Origin of the sequence: Candidatus Chloroploca mongolica (genome assembly GCF_004762035.2) — a bacterium.
Lineage (GTDB): Bacteria > Chloroflexota > Chloroflexia > Chloroflexales > Chloroflexaceae > Chloroploca > Chloroploca mongolica.
The window spans coordinates 1-18,953 of sequence record NZ_SIJK02000065.1 but is presented as its reverse complement, the minus strand read 5'-3'; the positions used below and the strand labels follow the sequence as shown (position 1 = coordinate 18,953).

Sequence of the window (18,953 nt, the reverse complement as noted above, 5' to 3'; positions counted from 1 at the left end):
CGGCGGTAACGACAGATGTACAGCAGCCGGCGGTAACGACAGATGTACAGCAGCCGGCGGTAACGACAGATGTACAGCAGCCAGCAGCAACTCAAGAGACCAATGAAGACCGTCTCGGCAAAGCAGGCGAAAAATTCGCTGACGCCTTTTTGGCGACATCACTTGGAAAAGAGCTTACTAGTAAAGCGGAAGAACTGGGCAAGGAATTTATTGCAACCCTACCGAGCATGATTGTTTCTTCTACTATAGCGGCAGGCACTCTTGCTGCTATGGCGCTGCGAAACGAAGAATTGCCGGTGAAAAGACTTGCAATTCCGCTGCCTCAAATTGCCCCTGGCCTAAAAGTGAGGCTAACGTACAAAGGCTCTCTCAGGTCCCCTACCGAGGCAAGCATTACGTTTATTTACGAACCAAAAACCGATAAGAATTCGGGAACACCCGACGCTGAGCGTTATCGGGCGGAAACAGGGCGGATTGCTGCCGATCAGGAGCGGTTTCGGGAGGGCATGAAGACCCCAGATGAACGCGCTGCCAATCAGCAACAGCTCAACAACTACCTCCGCAATCGAGCGGCGCAATCGGGCAACATCCTCGGCATCCGAGGACTCACGCCCCGCCGTGATGAAGCTGCGCTCCAGCGCTCTGCCACTGGCAGCGGCGACCTCAGCATCGCCCCGCCGATCGTCCACGACGTGCTGCGCTCGCCGGGGCAGCCGCTCGACGCCGCCACCCGCGCCTACATGGAGCCACGCTTCGGCCGCGACTTCGGCGACGTGCGCGTGCATACCGACGCGCAGGCGGCGGAGTCGGCGCGGGCAGTGCAGGCCAACGCCTACACCGTAGGCAACCACATCGCCTTCGGCGCGGGGCGCTACACGCCGCAGAGCAGCGCGGGGCAGCGGCTCATGGCGCACGAACTGGCGCATGTGGTGCAGCAGGGTGCCGAAGGCGGAGATTTTACCTCCAAGCGTACCATCAACGAACCGGGCGATGCGGCGGAACAGGAAGCGGAAGGCGTCAGCAAAGTTGTAGCTCAAGGTAAGGCCATTGAGCAAGTTCTTACAGCGAGATCTTCCGGCCCTATTCAGCGTGAGCCAAGCGGTCCGGAGGAGTTAGCTGGTGCCGCAAAGGAATGGCTGGCTCGCAAATACTCTACAGCAAAAGAGGCTGCCTACAAGAAACTAATCAGTAGTCTGCGAGCATTTCAGAAAACAACTTTTGATGCACTCCGGAATCAGACAAATAGGCTGCCTGCTTCAGCACAACCTGCCTTGGTCACAATTCTCGACATTTGGGAAGAGATCTTCGGCGTACTGATAACCCTTCTTCTGGCTATCGTTGGAATCATTGTCGGATTCGGCGAAGGTATCTTCGATTTAGTCGAGGGATTGGTGCATTTAGTTTGGGGCATCGCGAAATGGGTAAGCTATCTAATTCTCGGTTTTTTTGATAATGGCCAAAAGTTTGACCAATACAATAAAGAAATTATCGCTGCAGCCCGCAATATTCCTGATGGTCTCAAGACTATGGTACGTGACTGGCTTGATAGATTCGAAAAAGCTCCAATTGATCGCGGTAGTTTAATGATTGGTGAACTTACGGGACAAATAATCGCTTTCATTGCTTCTTTTGGATTAGCTGCCTCCAAAGTTGGCCAGGTGCCAAACTTGGCTGGAAAAATGTCAGTAGTGGTTTCAGCTACTGGCGATCTTGCTGTGGCGACTGCAAATAGTTCAGTACTTGTTCACGCCGCGGCAGCAGCATCCGCTACTGCTTTGACAGCTCCAATTGTCATGAGTGCCGCTCATAAACAGCCAGATAATACACCGCCTGATAAATCAGTCCCATCGAATGCGGCGTTGGTGACTGAAAATCCCACAGAGGCAGCTTCGTCGGCGACTAATAAATTGAAACCTGTCAACCAACATTCACATACCTCCGGTACTTCTTCGAGCAAACCTGGCGGAATTAAAAAGCCACGAGTAAGCCCTGGAGCTCGACCTGAAACGGCAGGCAGTGGCGGAATTACCAGTATTGACCGCACTTATGACAAAGCGACCGGCGTGTCGCAAACGGTCATTGAGGGCCGGCTGAAACCCACTCTGCCCCAACGTGCGGGGCTGGAGGCTCTGCTCGGCCCGACCTTACCCAACGCGGATCGGGCTCACCTTGTTGGACGTATCCTTGGCGACGAGGCAGCAGCGGGAACCCTTTATGCTCCGAAAAACTTCAACCGCGGTGTGCAACTCACTTTCGAGAAGACCCTAGCGATGCTCGAAAAGGAGGCAAGAGCTAGTGGTGGCTATGTCTGGTACCGTGCGTCCAACCAGAGCTACCCTAGAACCGTGCTCAACGGTAAGGCGCTCAAAGAAGTCAAGTACGAGTTCCAGATCCGACTTGATGACGGGCGGATCAGCAAGACCATCAGGATAGAGTTTAACGATGTGGTGGTGCCTGGGACGCCGGTTACTCAGAACCGACCCGGCTTCACGGTTAGTGCACCCTTTGGAGGGAGCGGGACACCATGAGAACTAAGGGGGAAATTTTATTCCGGCTTAACAAAAGACCCTTTGAGAGCAACGACTATTGCAGGAAAAATGTAAGGATAAGACCATAAACCTATGTCCTCAACAGAGGAAGTACGGCGTCAGAAAGCCACAAAAAATAAACCGGAATGAATTCTAAAGACCCTATTAAAGGATAGAACATAACCCATGACCACCTCCTCCCTCCCTCCCCCGCCTCATCTACGGCGGCGTCGCCCTGATCGACTCGCAGAGCGGCGCGGTTGGCCGGAGGATCGCGCTGAAGGCCCAGGCCGGCGGTGGGGCAGGGGCAACTGTTCGCAGGACGTGGCACATCGCGCTAAGCTACCATCCGGCCGTTCAGGCGCTATTGCGGGCCACGTGAAGTACGTGGTTGTAAAAGAATTAGACCATTAAGGATACTACACCATGCCCAGAACCATCCGCCTCCGCTCGTCTGGTGACGACGTCAGATTCCTGCAAGAGCGGCTCAATGCGCGCCCGCCGTCGGCGCTGCCTCCGCTCGACGTGGACGGCAAGTTCGGCGCGAAGACGCAGGCCCGCGTGCAAGAGTTTCAGGCCAACAATGGCCTGTCTACCAATGGGGTCGTAGAGTCGCTCACCTGGGGCAGCCTGCTTGGACACGCGGTCGCGCAGACGAGGGGATTCTTCGTGCTCGGACGCGATCTGTACGACCGGCGCGGCGCCAGAGTCATCCTGCGCGGGGTTAACAAGATGTCTGTGTGGGATAACGACGACCCGGTTGGCCTGGTCTCGTTCCCGCAGATCAAGCAGACAGGCGCGAACACGGTGCGCATCGTCTGGGCGATCACCACAAACTTGCAGCCGGGCGGCCCGGCCACCGCGACAGCAACGCTTGACGCCCTGATCAAGAACGCGAAGGCCAACCGTCTGATCCCGATGATTGAGCTCCACGACGGCACTGGCACCTGGGGTCGCCTCGACGATCTGGTCAGCTACTGGACCCAACCAGAAGTGGTGAAGATCATTAAGCAGCATCAGACCTACCTGCTCGTCAACATTGGGAACGAGGTGGGCGACGCAAAGGTCTCGCAGGCCGACTTTATCGCCGGGTACAGCGACTCCATACAGCGCATGCGGGCGGCCGGCATACGCACGCCCCTGGTGATCGATGCCTCCGACTGGGGCAAGAATCTGGAGATGCTGAACAGCACGGCGGCAACGCTGCGGGCGGCCGACCCCGAGGGAAACCTCATCTTTTCCGTGCATCTGTACTGGTCGCTGGCGTGCGGTGCCGATGCGTCGTTCATCCGCTCCAATCTGCAGCAGGCCGTGAACCTCGGCTACCCGCTCATTGTTGGGGAATTCTCGCAGTACGGTGGCTACCCCTGCGGTAATCCGAACGCCAGCATCTGCGGCCCAGCAGGTGAAATCGACTACCGCACGATCCTGGCCGCCTGTCATGAGCATGAGCTCGGCTGGTACGCCTGGGAGTGGGGTCCAGGCAACGGCTTCAACGATCCGCTGTGCGCCATTATGGATATGACGCACGACCGCTTGTTCGCGAACCTCAAGCCGGGCTGGGCGCACGAAGTCGCTATCTCCAGCCCTTTCGGCATTCAGCAGACGTCGGTTACGCCCGCCTCGATTTGAGAGGTTTGATGCAAAGATAAGCGAGCAATGCCCATGTCGGTTATAACCGAAAGCTGTACCCCATGACCACCTTTCCCCGCTCCCCGCGCCTGATCCACGGCGGCATCGCGCTGCTGGATGTCGCCAGCAACACGGTGCTGCGCGTAATCGCGCTGCAGTACAACCCCGACACGCTCAGCCGCACGCTGGCACCCCAGGCTGTCGGCGGCGAGGGCGGCGGCGATCGCTCGCAGGCGCTGCGCTTGAAGGGGCCGCCGGTCGAGACCTATAAGCTGGAGGCCGAGATCGACGCGGTCGACCAGATGGAGCTGGGCGACGGCATCGTCGGCCGCTTCGGCATCGCGCCGCAGATCGCCGCGCTGGAGACGATCGTCTACCCGCCCAGTGCTCAACTCCAGAGCAACGCGGAGTTGGCGGGGCAGGGCCGACTCGAGATCGCGCCGGTCGAGATGCCGCTGACCCTTTTCATCTGGAGTCAGCAGCGCGTCGTGCCGGTGCGCCTGACCGACCTCAGCATTACCGAGGAGGCCTTCGACCCACGGCTCAACCCGCTGCGCGCCAAGCTCAGCCTGGGCATGCGTGTGCTCAGCGTCAGCGACCTCGGCTTCAACCATCGCGGTGGCGGGCTCTATATGGCCTATCAGCGGCAGAAGGAGGCTCTGTCTCAGCTCAGGGCTGGCACCGACTTCGGCCCGCTGGGTATCGGAGGTATCTCATGAGCGAGCAGCTCGACCGACTCCAGGCGTTGCTGGCGCCGCCCGCCCTGGGTGCCAGCATGTTTCCGCCCAACAGCCGCTACGCCGGCATCGCCACGGCCACGCTGGTGCAAGACGACGGACGCCCGGTAGTGTACCTGCGCCGCCGCTTTGTGCCCGCGCCCGAGCGCCTAGGGCTGCTGGGCGAGCATCTGGTGGTCCAGGGCGAGCGGCTCGACCAGATCGCGGCCCAGGAACTGGGCGACGCCGAAGGCTTCTGGCGCGTTTGCGACGCCAACCGCGCCTTGCGCCCGTCCGATCTTATGGCCGAGATCGGGCGGCGGCTGCGCATCACGTTGCCCGAGGGCATGCCGGGGGGCGACAATGCTTAAAAGTATCAACCTCGCGCTCTACGTCGGCCCCGCCGTGCCACTGCAGGTCTCGCAGGAAGTGATCGAGGCGCTCACCGACGTACAGGTCACTACGTCCAGCACCGGGCCAGCCGCCTTCGAGCTAAAGTTCACGCTCAGCAACCGCGCCTCACTGGTGCAGACGCTGTTTCTGCTCTCCGGCGGCGGCGTGCCGGCCCTCATCCGCGTTGTCGTCGCGGTGGTGGTCAACGGCGCAGTCGAGGTGCTGATCGACGGTGTGGTCACAAAGACCCAGATTGCGCCCGATACTGGCGGCGGCGGCACCACGCTCAGCGTAATCGGCGAAGACCTCAGCCATGTGATGGACAGTGTCGATTTTAGTGGTCTGATCCTCTACCCAGTCTGTTCGCCCGAGATGCGGGTCGCGCTAATCTTGCTCAAGTACGCCATGCTGGGCGTTGTCCCGCTGGTCATCCCGAGCGTGATGATCAACATCCCGCTGCCGACCGAGCGCATCCCCTCGCATATTGGTACGGACTTGGCGTATCTTCGGCTGCTCGCCGGGGTGGTCGGCTACGTGTTCTTGATCGAGCCGGGGCCAGTTGTCGGCACCAGCGTCGCCTACTGGGGGCCGATGATCCGCCTCAGTCCGCCGCAGCCGGCGCTGAGTGTGGATATGGACGCCGAGACCAATGTCGAGTCGATCAGTTGCAGCTTCGACGCCAGTATGCAAAAGATGCCGATCATCCTTATTCAGAACCAGCTCACGGGTGTCCCCATCCCCATCCCCATCCCGGCGGTCAACCCGCTTAGCCCGCCCCTGGCCATGGTGCCGCCACTGCCAAAAGACTTTCCAATTGACCCCAACACGGCCCATAAATCCTTTATTGAGGCTAGCCTGCTTGGATTGGCTCAAGCGTCGAACAGCTCCCAGGCTACAACGGCCACCGGAACGCTCGACGTGCTGCGCTACGGGCAGGTGCTCAAGCCACGCCGCCTGGTCGGCCTGCGCGGCGTCGGCGAGGCCTTCGATGGCCTCTACTACGTGGATGCGGTCACCCACTCGATTAAGCGCGGCGAGTACAAGCAGAATTTCACGCTCAAGCGGAACGGCCTGATCTCTATCGCGAGGAGCATACCTACATGAGTATTGTCAAGAGCCTGCTCGAAGATGTCCTAAATGTGCCGCCGCCAAAGCAGTACCTGGGCAAGTATCGTGGAGTGGTTGTCAACAACATTGACCCGCTCGGCATCGGGCGCATTCAGGTCAACGTACCCGGCGTGCTTAGCGTCTTATCGAGTTGGGCCATGCCATGCCTGCCGGTGGCCGGACCACAGATGGGCGTCGTCACCGTCCCGCCGCCCGGTACCAAGGTCTGGGTGGAGTTCGAGCACGGCGACCCTGACTACCCGATCTGGACCGGCTGCTTCTGGGGTTCGAGGCTCGAGGTGCCGCTGATGTCGCAGGTAGTGCAGCCGCCTGTGCCCGGTATTACCATGCAGACACCGCTCCAGAATACTATCCAGGTCAGCGATAACCCGCCCTCGCCATTCAGCGGCGGGATCATCCTGAGCAGTACCAGCAAGGCCATGATCGTCGTCAACGACTCGGGGATCTACATCTCCAACGGGAAGGGCGCGACGATCATGCTGGTTGGCCCCACAGTCAACATCAACATGGGCGCGTTAACGATCACATAGAGGAGGTTGCCATGCCAAGTTTCGTACTGCATCTGGGTGCGCAGGTGCGCTGTATTCATAACGGCCATGCCACCCCGAGCGTGACGGTTCCGCGCGTACGGGTAAGCACACAGCCGGTGGCAGTGCATTCCGCGCCCTGCGTGATCGCCGGCTGCATCCTGCCGCCGCCGCCTGCCGCCAACGGCCCTTGCATCAGCGGTAGCTGGCTGGCCCCTTCGCTGCGGGTCAAAGCAATGGGCATGCCGCTCTTAGTCGCTCCCTCGCCCTCGGTCTGTGCGCCGACCGGCACGCCGATGGTTGTGCTGATGGTCCAGGGGCGGGTTACCGCAATGTGAGGCCCTATGAATATCGACTTTCCTTTCCACTTTGACCACCGCGGGCGTAGCGCCGTCACCGATGACGACGACCATATCCGCGACATGATCGAGCAACTGATCTTTACCAACCCCGGCGAGCGGGTCAACCGGCCTGAGTTCGGCAGCGGGCTGTTTCAGCTGCTCTTCGCGCCCAATAGCCCCGAGTTGGCGGCCACCGTGCAGTTCACGATGCAGGCCGCACTCCAGCGTGAGCTGGGCGACGTGATCACACTCCAGGCCTTGGAGGTGAGCAGCGAGGACTCTACCTTGCGCGTACTGGTGCAGTATGTCGTGCGGCGCAGCGATGAGCAGCGCGCCGCTAGCTTCGAGCGGAGCATTCCATGAGCGACACCGGCTTGACCTGCTATGACGAACGCCGCCGCGCCGCAGTGCGGGCCAGCCCGCTTAATGGCCTCGATTACCTGGAGATCGAGACCTTTGCCCTGCCCGATGGCTCGACCGCTACGGCGCTGATGATCTTCTTCCTCGATAAGGCACCGGAGTTCGAGCTGGCAAACGTGGTGATCACCGGCGGCCTTCGCGGGCGCGATCTGCACGCCACCGAGGTGGATATCTACCGCCAGCCCGAGCGTGACCGCGACGATTGCGCGATTGTCTACCTTGACCGGGTTGGCGATCTCTCGCCCTATACGCTGCGCCTGGTCGACCTTGATGCACACGGCCGCCCCACCAGTGCGCCCCTGCCGGGCTTCGACCCGCGCTACGACCGGCTGAGCTTCAGCTTTGCGGCGACTTGCCCGAGCGAACTTGACTGCGCCGCCCCGCCGCCCGGCCTGCACCCGCCGCGCCCGCAGCCCGAGATGAACTACCTGGCCAAAGACTATGCCAGTTTTCGCCGCATCATCCTCGATCGCCTGGCGCTGCTGATGCCCGACTGGCGCGAGCGCCATACTCCCGATATCGGCATTGCCCTGGTGGAACTGCTGGCTTACGTGGGCGACGAGCTGAGCTACTACCAGGACGCTGTCGCGACCGAGGCCTATCTTGAGACGGCGCGTCGGCGGATCTCCGTGCGTCGGCACGCCCGCCTGGTCGATTACCAACTGCACGAGGGCTGCAACGCCCGTGCCTGGCTTTGGCTAGAGACGAGCGCCGACACACAGCTCGATGCTGACGAGGTCTTTTTTATCACCGGCTACGCCGGCGAGCCGGAAGCGGGGGCGTCCCTCCAAGCAGACGACCTGCGGGGTGTGTCAGCGAGCTCCTACGAGGTCTTCGAGATCGTGCTCGAGCATGAATCAGGCACGTTCGCCTCCGGCGATCTGCGCGATCCTACGGCGCTGGCGCGGCGCATTCAGCAGCAAGAAGATCCACTCGCTCGCTATCTCTTCCGCCAAATTAGCGTCGAGACGCGAGCGCTGCTCGTGCAGCACTCGGAAACCGCCGCGCTCTCGGCGCTGCTTGAGACAGCCCTGCTGGGCGATCTTAACCGCATCCTGAGCGATGACGGCCTCTACGATGAGCGGCGCTTCGCTGGAGTCGCGCTGAGTGTCGAACTGGAACTAAGCCTGGGTCTGCGCCTGCGCACACACGAGTGCCGCCACGCCAACCGCCGATTGCTGGCAACCGCCATGCCCGAGGCGCTGCGCCAGTATGGCCGGATCGAGCTCTACGAAGCCCATAACCGCATCGATTTCTACACCTGGGGCAACAGCGAGTGCTTCCTGGCCCGCGGCGCGACCGCCGCGACCCTTCGCGACGCGTGGGGCGCAGGTGACGCACGCACGCAGCGGGCGCTGCGTCACCTGCGCCCCGGCGATGTGCTGATCTTCGCCGAGCTCATCGGCCCGCGCACCGGCGACCCCGCCGACGCCGACCCCGCGCATCGCCACGCTGTCCGGATTACCCATGTCGAACCGGGGCTTGATCCGCTCAACGACCAGCCGATTGTCGCGATTGCCTGGGCCGCTGAGGATGCGCTGCCCTTCACGCTCTGCCTCTCCACGCTTGGCCCCGCCCCAGAATGCCGCCAACTGGAAGCGGTGAGCGTCGCCCATGGCAATGTTGTCCTGGTTGACCATGGGCGCACGCCTATGGCCGCCGTCGAACTGCGCGACGGGCGGCGCACGCTCTACGCTGACAGCATCGGGCAGGTTCCGGTTGCCGAGACGGCCGCAGTGTGCGCGGGGGCAGAACAGCTCGCCGCGACCTACATCGTGCCAGGCGTGTTCGCACCGCGCATACCCGCTGGCCCGCTGGTCTTTCGCGAGCCGCTCGCCCCTGGGCAGCCAGCCAGCGCAACCCTGCGCCAAGAGCCGCGGCGGGCGCTGCCCCAGATCGCGCTCTACAGCCCGGCCGCGCCCCGCGAGCGTGCCCCCGGCTTGCTCAACCGGCCCGACCCGCAGCACCCGCAGGCGAAACGCCCTTACCGGCGCTGGTCGCCACGCTACGATCTGCTGTCGAGCGGCCCGCGCGATGCGCACTTCGTGGTCGAGATGGATGACGAGCGACGGGCCAATCTGCGCTTTGGCGACGGAGATCTGGGCATGGGCCTGGTCGCCGGGTCGGAGTTCCTTGCCCACTGGCGCATTGGTGATGCGGTGGCAGGCAATGTAGGCGCATCCTCGATCACGCATCTGGTGTCCCGCGGCGAGCGCAATGGCGCGACGATCATCCCACACCAGCCCTTTTCCGCCGAAGGTGGCACGCCGCCCGAGTCGCTTACAGCGGTCAAGCTGATGGCTCCGGGTAGCTTCCGCAGCGAACTGCGCCGGGCCATCATTCCGGAAGACTACGCGACGCTGGCGATGCGCCTGTTCCCACGCCAGGTGCAGCGCGCGGTGGCTCGTCTGCGTTGGAGCGGCATGCGCGACGAGATCCTGCTGCTGCTCGACGCGCGCGGCAGCAACAGCATCCCCCCGGCGCTACTGGAGCAGGTGCGCGTCGCCCTAGAGCCCTACCGGCGCATCGGCCATGACCTGATCGTCGCTCCGGCGCGCTATGTGCCGCTCGACATCGAGCTGGAGGTTTGCGTTAAGCCGGACTATCTGCGCGGCCACGTGCGGGCGGCGCTGCTGGCAGCCCTAAGCGCCCGTGACCTGGCGGATGGGCGGCGCGGGTTCTTCCATCCTGACCGCCTCACCTTCGGCGAAGGCATAGCGCTCAGTGCGCTGGTTGCCGCCGTGCAGGTGGTGCAGGGAGTAGCGTACGTGACCGTGACGCGCCTCCGGCGGCGCTACGATGGCACGGATGTGGCGCTGCGCGAGGGGCTGCTGGCACTTAGGCCAGACGAAGTCGCCCGCCTCGATAATGACCCGATCCGGCCGGAGAATGGCGTACTGAAGCTCACGATGAGAGGTGGACGATGAGCGATAGCTATTACTACGATGACGAGGGCTTGCGACCCCCCGAGCCGACCGTAAACCGGGCCGGACTACCTGCGCTGGCCTACAGAGTTGGCACGCATGCCAGCTTTTTGGCGACAATGCGGGCGCGCCTATCCTCAGCTGATCACCCGGCGCTGCGCGGTCTGCGCACCCGCGCCACTGACGATCCGGCCATGGCCCTGCTTGACGCCTGGGCCTACGTCGCCGATATCCTCAGCTTCTACAACGAGCGGATTATCAACGAAGGTTACCTGCGCACCGCTACCGAGCGGCGCTCGCTGGTGGAACTGGCGCGGCTGATCGGCTACGCGCCACGCCCCGGTGTTGCGGCGAGCGTCTTCCTGGCCTACACCGTCGAGGCTACCGCAACTGGCGATGTGCAGATCGGGGCCGGCGCCCGCGCCCAAAGTGTGCCGGGGCCGGGTGAGCAGCCCCAGAGCTTCGAGACCGCCGAACCGCTGACGGCCCGCGCCGCCTGGAGTGCCCTCAAGCCGCGCACCAGTCGCCCGGCCTTCATCATCCTCGACCAGTATGGCCCGAGCTCGCTCTACGACGCGCGGCTGATCGACACGATCTTCTTTAAAGGCATCAGCGCCAATCTCCGGCCCGGCGACATGCTCCTGCTCGTCTTCGGCGACGAGCCGGGCCAGCAGGTGCCGCGCAAGGTGCAGGCCGTCGAGTCGCTGCCCGCCGAGAATCGTACCAAAGTAACCTTGCAGCTACTCACGGTGGAGTATGCCCTGCAGCAGTTTCTGGTCTACTGGAGAAAAATCGACCTTCAGAACAAGCTAGGCCCGCAAATGCTGGAAGCATTACGCACAGTGCTTTCCCAGGAGCTCGAGATACGCCCGCATACACTCCTGAACGAGTTGCTCGACAGCCTGGTCATACCACGGCACCGGATGGAAGAGATCATCGACGGCCTTGAGAAAGCAATCACCGAGCTGGAGCCCAAACCCTTTGATACCTTGGATGATGTTTCATACATGATCAAAGATGTTTCACAAATGGATGATGTTTCACAAATGATCGAAGGTGTTTTACTAATAATTAGAGACATTTTAAAAGTGATCGGAGACATTTTGCAAAACTCTGTTTCTACTCATTTGCAAGCGAAAACCTTATCACTGCGCGACCTGCTGGAAGCGTTCCTGAGTCAGGTTGTAGGTGAAGGTGAAGAGAAAATTCCTCTCGCTAGGCTCAGGCAGGCTGCAAATATCGTGCTTCAGCTACTACGGCATATGAGCATCGCTATTCCTGACCAACCCATAGATACTCATGAGGAATCGCAACAAGAAGGGTCGAGTAAAGAGCTTTTCGATGCGTTGCGCGCGATCCTCGTTCACCTCAGGCGCGCCCCCGACCCGCCCGCAGCCGCTACGATTAAGGAGTTGCTCACGCGCCTGGTGCAGCCGCCCTCACGCCCGCCGCGCAGCGCCCAGGCGCTCACGTCTGACACTAGTAGGATCTTCGACGGACGCTCCGACGCGCTGCTCGGCGTATTGGCCGCCGACAATCCGGCCCTGAGCGACACGCTGGCCCCCGCCCTGGCCGCCGCTGCCGCCACTCCGCCACCCCTACTGAAAGCGGCCTATGCCATGCGGGTCAAGGCTGCGCCGCACGGCAATAATGTACCGTTTATGTCGTTCACCACCGAAGGCGAAGACGAAATCGAAGACGACCGCGAACGCAGAGGCAAAGACAGGCAAATGGTCAAACGCCGGGAATGGGGCATCGACGAGGCTGAAGATACTATTGAAATTATAGGTGAAATCCCCAAAGTGCCATCTACGAATCAAGCCTTGCTCCCCCTCGATGCGCCCTACGACCAGATTACGCAAGAGAGTTGGGTGGTGATCGAGCGCTCGAATAAGATTTCACTTAGTGAAAACCGGGTAACTACGCCGCTTATCGTCCGGGCAATCAAAGCCGAGACCGTCGGGCGCACCGCCTATGGCTTCCCGGCGAAGGTAACACAGCTCACGCTGAGCGCGCCCTGGCTCGACGATAGCGATACGTCCCTGGGCGATATCCGCAGTACGAGCGTCTATGCCCAGGGCGAGGCGTTGGAGCTGGCCGATGAGCCGATCACCAGCGAGCTGGCAGGCGGCGAGGTTGAGCTGGACGACTTCTACGCTGACCTCACGCCGGGTCGCTGGCTGATCGTCAGCGGCGAACGTGCCGACACGCCCGGCACCGCCGGGGTTCATGCCGCCGAGCTCGTGATGCTGGCCGCCGTTCGCCACGACGCGCAGGACGCGCCCGATCAGTCACTGCGGGCTTCTGTGGGCGATCCGAGCGACACCGCGCCGCTCAAGCTGGGCGGCGACACACGCCACACAACGCTGCTCTTTGCCAACCCGCTCAGCTACCGCTACCGCCGGGCGAGTGTAACGATCAGCGCGAATGTGGTGCGTGCCACCCATGGCGAAAGCCACCCTGAGTCGCTCGGCGGCGGCGACGGCAGCAAGCCCTTTCAGCGCTTCACCCTACGTCAGGGGCCGCTCACCTACCTGGCCGCACCCAGTGCCGCCGGGGCGGAGAACACGCTGCAGGTGCGCGTCAACGACGTGCTCTGGCACCCGGTCGAGCAGCTTGCTGCCCTCGGCCCCAATGAGCGCGGCTATCTACTCCAGACCGCCGATAGCGGCACCGTCAGCGGGGTATTCGGCGACGGCATTCACGGCGCGCGCCCGCCGACCGGCGTAGAAAACATTCGGGCCGTGTATCGCACTGGCATCGGCGCGCCGGGCAATGTGCGCGCGGAACAGATCAGCCTGCTCACAACCCGGCCCGCCGGCGTACGTGCGGTAATCAACCCGCTGCCCGCCAGTGGCGGCGCGAACCGCGATGGCCCCGAGGCCATCCGCACGAGCGCACCACTGACGGTGACCGCTCTCGACCGGCTCGTCTCCGTCCAGGACTACACCGACTTCGCCCGTATCTTCGCCGGGATCGGCAAAGCCCACGCCGTTCGCATCTCCGATGGCACGCGCGAGGTTGTCCACCTGACCGTTGCCGGCACCGATGATATCCCGCTCGATCGCGACTCCGACCTGATGCGCAACTTGAAGCTGGCCTTGCGGCGCGCCGGCGATCCTGGCGTGCCCCTACGGCTCGTCGTGCGTAGGCTGCGCATGTTGCTGATCAAGGCCAGGGTGCGCGTCCACCCCGACTATCTGTGGGAGAAGGTCGAGCCGCAAGTGCGGGATGCCCTGCGCAGCACCTTTAGCTTCACCCGGCGCGATCTGGGCCAGCCGGCCTACGCGGCCGATGCCCTGCTCACGATGCAGCAGGTTCCTGGCGTTGTCTATGTCGATCTCGATGCCTTCGGTGCCGTGTCGGCGCAGGACGAGCACGGTCTTCCCCTCACGCCGGCTCTGCTCGGCGAGGCTATGACCGCTGTGATGCAACAAGCGGTGCCACAGCAGGCTGTGCTTGCCGCGTTACCTACACACCGAGCGCTTGCCCCGGCCGAAATCATGTACCTTGTCCCGTCCGTCGAGAAGACCACTCTGCTGCTGGAGGAGTTGCTATGAGCTACACGCCCGATCGCCTTTACGAGTTGCTGCCGACGATCTACCGCGTGCGCGACGCCGAGCAAGGCTACCCGCTGCGCGAGCTATTGCGTATCGTGAACGAGCAGGCGCAGGTGCTCGACGATGATATTACCCAGCTTTACAACAGTTGGTTTATCGAAGTTTGCCCAGACTGGGTCGTGCCTTACCTGGGCGATTTGGTCGGGTATCGCCCGATTCGAGTCCCACGCGAGCTACGCCTGCCGGCAAGCACCCCGACCCGGCCAGGCAACCGGATACTCGTGCCACGCCGTGAAGTCGCCAATACCATCGCCTACCGGCGCCGCAAGGGCACGCTGGCCCTATTGGAGCAGCTGGCGCATGACGTCGCTGGCTGGCCTGCGCGTGCCGTCGAATTCGGCCAACTGCTGCTCCAGACCCAGAGCCTTAACTCCAGCCAGCTCGAACGCGGTCATACTATCAACCTGCGCGACATTGATGCCCTGGAGCGCCTAGACAGTCCGTTCGACACGAGCGCCCACAGCGTCGATGTACGGCGGGTGAGCGCGCCAGCGCTCCAGGGCCGCTACAACCTGCCGAGCGTCGGCCTCTTTGTCTGGCGACTACGTAGTTTTCCGCTGACGCACACCCGTCCGCGCCGGCTTGTGCAGCAGCCGAACTGCTTTACATTCAGCCCACTTGGCAACGACACGCCACTCTATACCGATCCGCAAGCCGAGCAGTCAGCCGAGACCATCGCTGGCGAGTTGAACGTACCAACTATCATTCGCCGCCGCGCCCTGGCCGATAACATCAACTCCTACTATGGCCCTGGTAAGAGCCTGTGCCTGTTCGACGGTAGCGAGCCGATATCCGCCGATCGGATCGTCGTTGCTGATTTAACCGGCTGGCAGCGCGAACCACAGGGCGACCGGGTGATGCTTGACCCGCTCTTGGGGCGCTTTGTGTTTCCCCGGCGCCGCTTGCCGAAAGATCCGCAGGTCTCGTACCATTACGGCTATAGCGCGGCTATCGGCGGGGGCGAATATGACCGCCCGTTGCCCGATGATACGCTTGCTACCGCCTTGCTACGGGTTGGACACCTGCTCGGAGCAGGGGCGGCTATGCTGCATGTGCTCCGCGCAGCTGACGATGCGCGTACGCGCTGGCTGCGCGAGCAGCTTCTGCCTGACCTGCTTCGGCGCATCGACGCGCCGGGCGGGGAGAAGGCACCCGATGAGGTGTTGCAACTGGCGCTACGCGAGGGGATCAACCAGGCGTTGCTGAACGGCCCGTGGGACGTTGATCTCTGGCTGCAGAAGGAGTTGCCGAGTCTCGAGATCCGCGCCCTGGTCGGATTAGCGGGATCAGCTGCGGTGCGGCTCAACCGGCTGCTACTCGAAGCCGCCTTCCCCAAGGCGGTGGCGCGCAGCTACGGCCACTATACCGTCACCTCACGGGCGGCAGGTCGTCAAGAGATCAACGAGGCGCTGCGCAAGTGGCGTCGCGAGCGCCCACGCCACGCGGTGATTGAGATTGCCGACAGCGGTCTGTATATCGAGCCGATCAGTATTGAGCTAGAGGCGCAGCAGAGCCTGGAGATTCGCGCTGCCCCCGGCTGCCGGCCGGTGATCCGCCTGGTTGAGGTCGAGTCGGCGATCGCCGACCTGCATGTCACCGGCGAGGCTGGCAGCCGCTTCAGTCTGGACGGAATACTCGTGGTCGGCTATGGCCTGCGCGTTGAGGGTGACCTGGCCGCCATCAGCATCCGCGATAGCACGCTCGTACCTGGCTGGGATCTCGATGCCGACTGCGCACCAGCGAGCGTCGACCAGCCCAGCCTGCGGATTCTAGATGCCCCGCTGCCCGACGACGGATGTCCACCACCAGCGGCTGCGGTCGGGACGAGCAGTGTTACCCAGCTCATGATCACACAGAGCATTCTTGGCACCATCCTGATTTCCCGCGACGAAGTACGTCAGGCTCCGCTCGAAATCATGATCGCCGACAGCATCCTGGACGCGACTGGCCCAGGCCGCGAGGCGCTCAGTGCATCGGATTGTGGCTTCGCCCACGCGACCCTGACCATCAGCCGCAGCACGGTCTTTGGCGAGATCTTGACTCATGCGATCGCGCTGGCAGAGGACAGCATCTTCACCGGCGAGGTGCGCGCCGCCCGCCGCCAGTATGGCTGCGTACGCTTCTGCTCCCTGCCGCCTGAATCGCGCACGCCGCGCCGCTACCACTGCCAGCCGGATCTAGCGATCGCGCAGGCCGTCGCGGGGTTGAGTAACGTCGTCGAGCAGGCCGTCGCCCGTCGTGAGGCCACCGAGCAGGTGCGCCCGCGCTTCGCGAGTGAACGCTACGGCACACCCACCTATGCCCGCCTCACATGCGCCAACGCCGCAGCAATCTTGCGCGGTGCCGCGAACGAGGCGGAGATGGGCGTGTTTCACGATCTATATGAATTACAGCGGCTTGACAACCTGCAAGCCCGTCTCGACGAATACATGCCCGCCGGATTCGACGTCGGCATTATCTCTATTATCTAGGAGTACGCAATGTATGCAGATATCTCTCGCGACACCTTCGCTGCCCTGCGGGATCGCCACTTTTTGCGGGTGCTGCTCCAGCAGGGCCGCCCGCTGCTCGACGCCGAGTTCAATGAGCAGGTTGCTAACCTTTTACACTACGTCGAAACCCTTGCCGCAGACCTGATCGGCCCTTATGGAGGGCCAGCGGGCAACGTGGGTTTTAAGGTTATTTCTCAGAAAGTGGATGATGAGGACGGCATAAATCGTCTGATCAAAAACGAATCAGAAGACCGTCAGAATGCTTTAAATGATCTGCTAAAGAAGCACGATTTTCTCCTGGGCGCCGGGCGCTACTATGTTGACGGGTTGCTCTGCGAGAACAGCGCTGTCATCGGTTATAGCGAGCAACTGAGCCATGATAAGCTGTTGCCCAACATATCTTACCTCGTGTATCTCGATGTCTGGGAGCGGCATATCAGCCAGTGGGAAGACCGGCAACTAGACGAAGACCCGGGCCAGCCTGGCATCCACGAGATCGCGCTGGGTGCAGTGGACACCACGACGCGAACACAGGTCGTGTGGCAGGTGCGCACTGTTGCTATCAAAGATCAGGATATTCCAGATCAGAATATCCTACTAAAACGAGAGGATTGGCTCAAGTTACTCAGCGATCGCGGCGTCTCGCGCCATCCTGGGACTGGTCACCTGATGGTGCGGACTGATGACCCGCAGATCCAGCCGGGAGCGCCGGACCCTTGCATCCAGCCGCCAGATGCTGGCTACCGCGGGGTAGAGAACCTGCTCTGCCGCATCGAGATTCATAAGCCTGGCCCAGTCAAGGAAGCGACCTACAAAGTCTCCTTTATGAACGGCTCGGTCGTCTTCCCCATCCGGTCGATCAAAGACACCATGATCACTGTCGCGTATATGGGGCGTGATGAGCGGAGCGGGCTGGCAGAGGGCGATTGGGTCGAGGTGATCAATGATCGCCTTGCACTTCGCGCTATGCACGGCGAGTTGCACAAAGTCGTTCGAGTGGATGCAGATACCGGCGAGGTGACGCTCGACAGTGCGCCGCAGGTGGACGACGATCTGTCGCTCCACCCGCTCCTGCGCCGCTGGGACACCCTTATCAGTGGGGGTAAGGTGAAGCAGACAAGCGGTGAAGCATTGGTACAAGAGGGACAAGAGGGAGAGTGGCTGAATGTGGGTTACGGGATCCAGATCAGGTTTAAACCGCAGGAGGCGCCGAAGGCTATCTACTGCACCGGCGACTACTGGCTGATTCCGGCACGGGTTGCAACGGGCGATGTCGAGTGGCCTACAGATACGACTACCGTCCGACGCGAACCGCTGGCGCTGCCACCCCAGGGCGTTGAACATCACTATGCCCCCTTGGCGCTCATCACCCTGGACCAGGATGGCAAAATTACTAGATCGGACGAGTATCGTAGCCAGTTCAAAGCCCCAGTAGAACGAATTGCTCAACAATAACAAACATTGCCGACGGGATGCTTGACGCCAAGACGTCCCGTGGCGCGAGCAACGCGCCGCATGCAGCCTGCGGCGCGTCCCCCCAAACCCATCCCCCGTAAGGCCGAAGCACGCGCCCCCCATTGTGCCATACACGTAAGCGATGATACCCCCTCAAAGGGGGTGCCACCCTCACGCCACGGCAATGGCGACCGCGACGCCGCACACAAACGGAGCATGACCAGCATACCACCGCGTGCCGAAACGCTGTTCACAACCTTGACGACGACCGCGACGACGTTGGCCCGCGAACTCGGCCTCGTGCAACGCGAACGGGCGATGGATGGCGGGCCGTTTGTCCGCACCCTCGTGCTCGGCTGGTTCGAACAGCCAACCGCGTCGCGGCGCGCCCTGACCACCATGGCGCACGACCACGAGGTCAGCATCACCCCGTCGGGCGTCCAAGCCTGGCTGACCCTGTTTGCGCGACTCTTCCAGACCATCCTCGCCACGCCCATCCTCGGCGCACCCACACCCGTTGACCTGATCGAGCGCTTTGCCGGGGTCTGGTTGCATGACCGCACCACGATCGCGTTGCCCCCAAGCATGGCCGAGCGCTTCCCCGGCTGTGGCGGCCAGCGTAATGGCAAGTCCGTCGGCCAGGCGGGGATCACGGCGCAGGTGCGGTTGGACATGACGACGGGCCAGCTCCACGGGCCGATCATCCAACCGTCCCGAACGTCTAAGGTGGACCCATTTGTCAAGACACAACATTTGGCCGTTTTCCGTGCGGGTGCC

General features: G+C 62.2%; 13 protein-coding genes. All 13 read left to right on the top strand.

The features are described 5' to 3' along the window. A partial coding sequence (locus tag EYB53_RS21730; protein WP_167857541.1) for an eCIS core domain-containing protein occupies positions 1–2,528 on the top strand: 2,528 nt, incomplete at its 5' end. Between the two features lie 426 nt (positions 2,529–2,954). Then, a complete protein-coding gene (locus tag EYB53_RS21725; protein ID WP_135481004.1) occupies positions 2,955–4,160 on the top strand; it encodes a cellulase family glycosylhydrolase in 1,206 nt (401 codons plus the stop codon). Positions 4,161–4,222: 62 nt separating this feature from the next. After that, positions 4,223–4,879, top strand: coding sequence for a hypothetical protein (locus EYB53_RS21720; RefSeq protein ID WP_135481002.1), 657 nt, complete (start codon positions 4,223–4,225; stop codon positions 4,877–4,879). Next, positions 4,876–5,247: a hypothetical protein gene (locus EYB53_RS21715; RefSeq protein ID WP_254151180.1), complete on the top strand. Its 372-nt coding sequence runs from the start codon at positions 4,876–4,878 to the stop codon at positions 5,245–5,247. Before EYB53_RS21720 ends, EYB53_RS21715 begins: the two co-directional genes overlap by 4 nt. Next, entirely contained in the window at positions 5,240–6,373 is a 1,134-nt protein-coding gene (locus tag EYB53_RS21710; RefSeq protein WP_135481000.1) for a hypothetical protein, read from the top strand. Before EYB53_RS21715 ends, EYB53_RS21710 begins: the two co-directional genes overlap by 8 nt. Continuing rightward, positions 6,370–6,927, top strand: a complete 558-nt coding sequence (locus EYB53_RS21705; protein ID WP_135480998.1) for a phage baseplate assembly protein V — start codon at positions 6,370–6,372, stop codon at positions 6,925–6,927. Before EYB53_RS21710 ends, EYB53_RS21705 begins: the two co-directional genes overlap by 4 nt. Positions 6,928–6,938: 11 nt before the next feature. After that, positions 6,939–7,262, top strand: coding sequence for a hypothetical protein (locus EYB53_RS21700; RefSeq protein ID WP_135480996.1), 324 nt, complete (start codon positions 6,939–6,941; stop codon positions 7,260–7,262). Positions 7,263–7,268: 6 nt separating this feature from the next. Further along, the gene (locus tag EYB53_RS21695; RefSeq protein WP_135480994.1) at positions 7,269–7,628 is read left to right on the top strand and encodes a GPW/gp25 family protein; all 360 of its coding nucleotides are present in this window, start codon (positions 7,269–7,271) and stop codon (positions 7,626–7,628) included. Then, on the top strand, positions 7,625–10,612 hold the full coding sequence (locus tag EYB53_RS21690; protein WP_135480991.1) for a baseplate J/gp47 family protein: 2,988 nt from the start codon (positions 7,625–7,627) through the stop codon (positions 10,610–10,612). Before EYB53_RS21695 ends, EYB53_RS21690 begins: the two co-directional genes overlap by 4 nt. After that, entirely contained in the window at positions 10,609–14,169 is a 3,561-nt protein-coding gene (locus EYB53_RS21685) for a putative baseplate assembly protein (protein WP_135480989.1), read from the top strand. Before EYB53_RS21690 ends, EYB53_RS21685 begins: the two co-directional genes overlap by 4 nt. Then, positions 14,166–16,700, top strand: coding sequence for a hypothetical protein (locus EYB53_RS21680; RefSeq protein ID WP_135480987.1), 2,535 nt, complete (start codon positions 14,166–14,168; stop codon positions 16,698–16,700). The genes EYB53_RS21685 and EYB53_RS21680 overlap by 4 nt, the downstream gene beginning before the upstream one ends. A 9-nt stretch (positions 16,701–16,709) precedes the next feature. After that, the gene (locus tag EYB53_RS21675; RefSeq protein ID WP_135480985.1) at positions 16,710–18,176 is read left to right on the top strand and encodes a DUF6519 domain-containing protein; all 1,467 of its coding nucleotides are present in this window, start codon (positions 16,710–16,712) and stop codon (positions 18,174–18,176) included. A gap of 216 nt (positions 18,177–18,392) precedes the next feature. Then, a partial coding sequence (locus EYB53_RS21670) for a hypothetical protein (protein WP_205712722.1) occupies positions 18,393–18,953 on the top strand: 561 nt, incomplete at its 3' end.

Excerpts from the sequence above, each read along its gene's own strand:
- EYB53_RS21725 (WP_135481004.1), top strand. The coding sequence starts at position 2,955 with ATGCCCAGAACCATCCGCCTCCGCTCGTCTGGTGACGACGTCAGATTC.
- EYB53_RS21720 (WP_135481002.1), top strand. The coding sequence starts at position 4,223 with ATGACCACCTTTCCCCGCTCCCCGCGCCTGATCCACGGCGGCATCGCG.
- EYB53_RS21715 (WP_254151180.1), top strand. The coding sequence starts at position 4,876 with ATGAGCGAGCAGCTCGACCGACTCCAGGCGTTGCTGGCGCCGCCCGCC.
- EYB53_RS21710 (WP_135481000.1), top strand. The coding sequence starts at position 5,240 with ATGCTTAAAAGTATCAACCTCGCGCTCTACGTCGGCCCCGCCGTGCCA.
- EYB53_RS21705 (WP_135480998.1), top strand. The coding sequence starts at position 6,370 with ATGAGTATTGTCAAGAGCCTGCTCGAAGATGTCCTAAATGTGCCGCCG.
- EYB53_RS21700 (WP_135480996.1), top strand. The coding sequence starts at position 6,939 with ATGCCAAGTTTCGTACTGCATCTGGGTGCGCAGGTGCGCTGTATTCAT.
- EYB53_RS21695 (WP_135480994.1), top strand. The coding sequence starts at position 7,269 with ATGAATATCGACTTTCCTTTCCACTTTGACCACCGCGGGCGTAGCGCC.
- EYB53_RS21690 (WP_135480991.1), top strand. The coding sequence starts at position 7,625 with ATGAGCGACACCGGCTTGACCTGCTATGACGAACGCCGCCGCGCCGCA.
- EYB53_RS21685 (WP_135480989.1), top strand. The coding sequence starts at position 10,609 with ATGAGCGATAGCTATTACTACGATGACGAGGGCTTGCGACCCCCCGAG.
- EYB53_RS21680 (WP_135480987.1), top strand. The coding sequence starts at position 14,166 with ATGAGCTACACGCCCGATCGCCTTTACGAGTTGCTGCCGACGATCTAC.
- EYB53_RS21675 (WP_135480985.1), top strand. The coding sequence starts at position 16,710 with ATGTATGCAGATATCTCTCGCGACACCTTCGCTGCCCTGCGGGATCGC.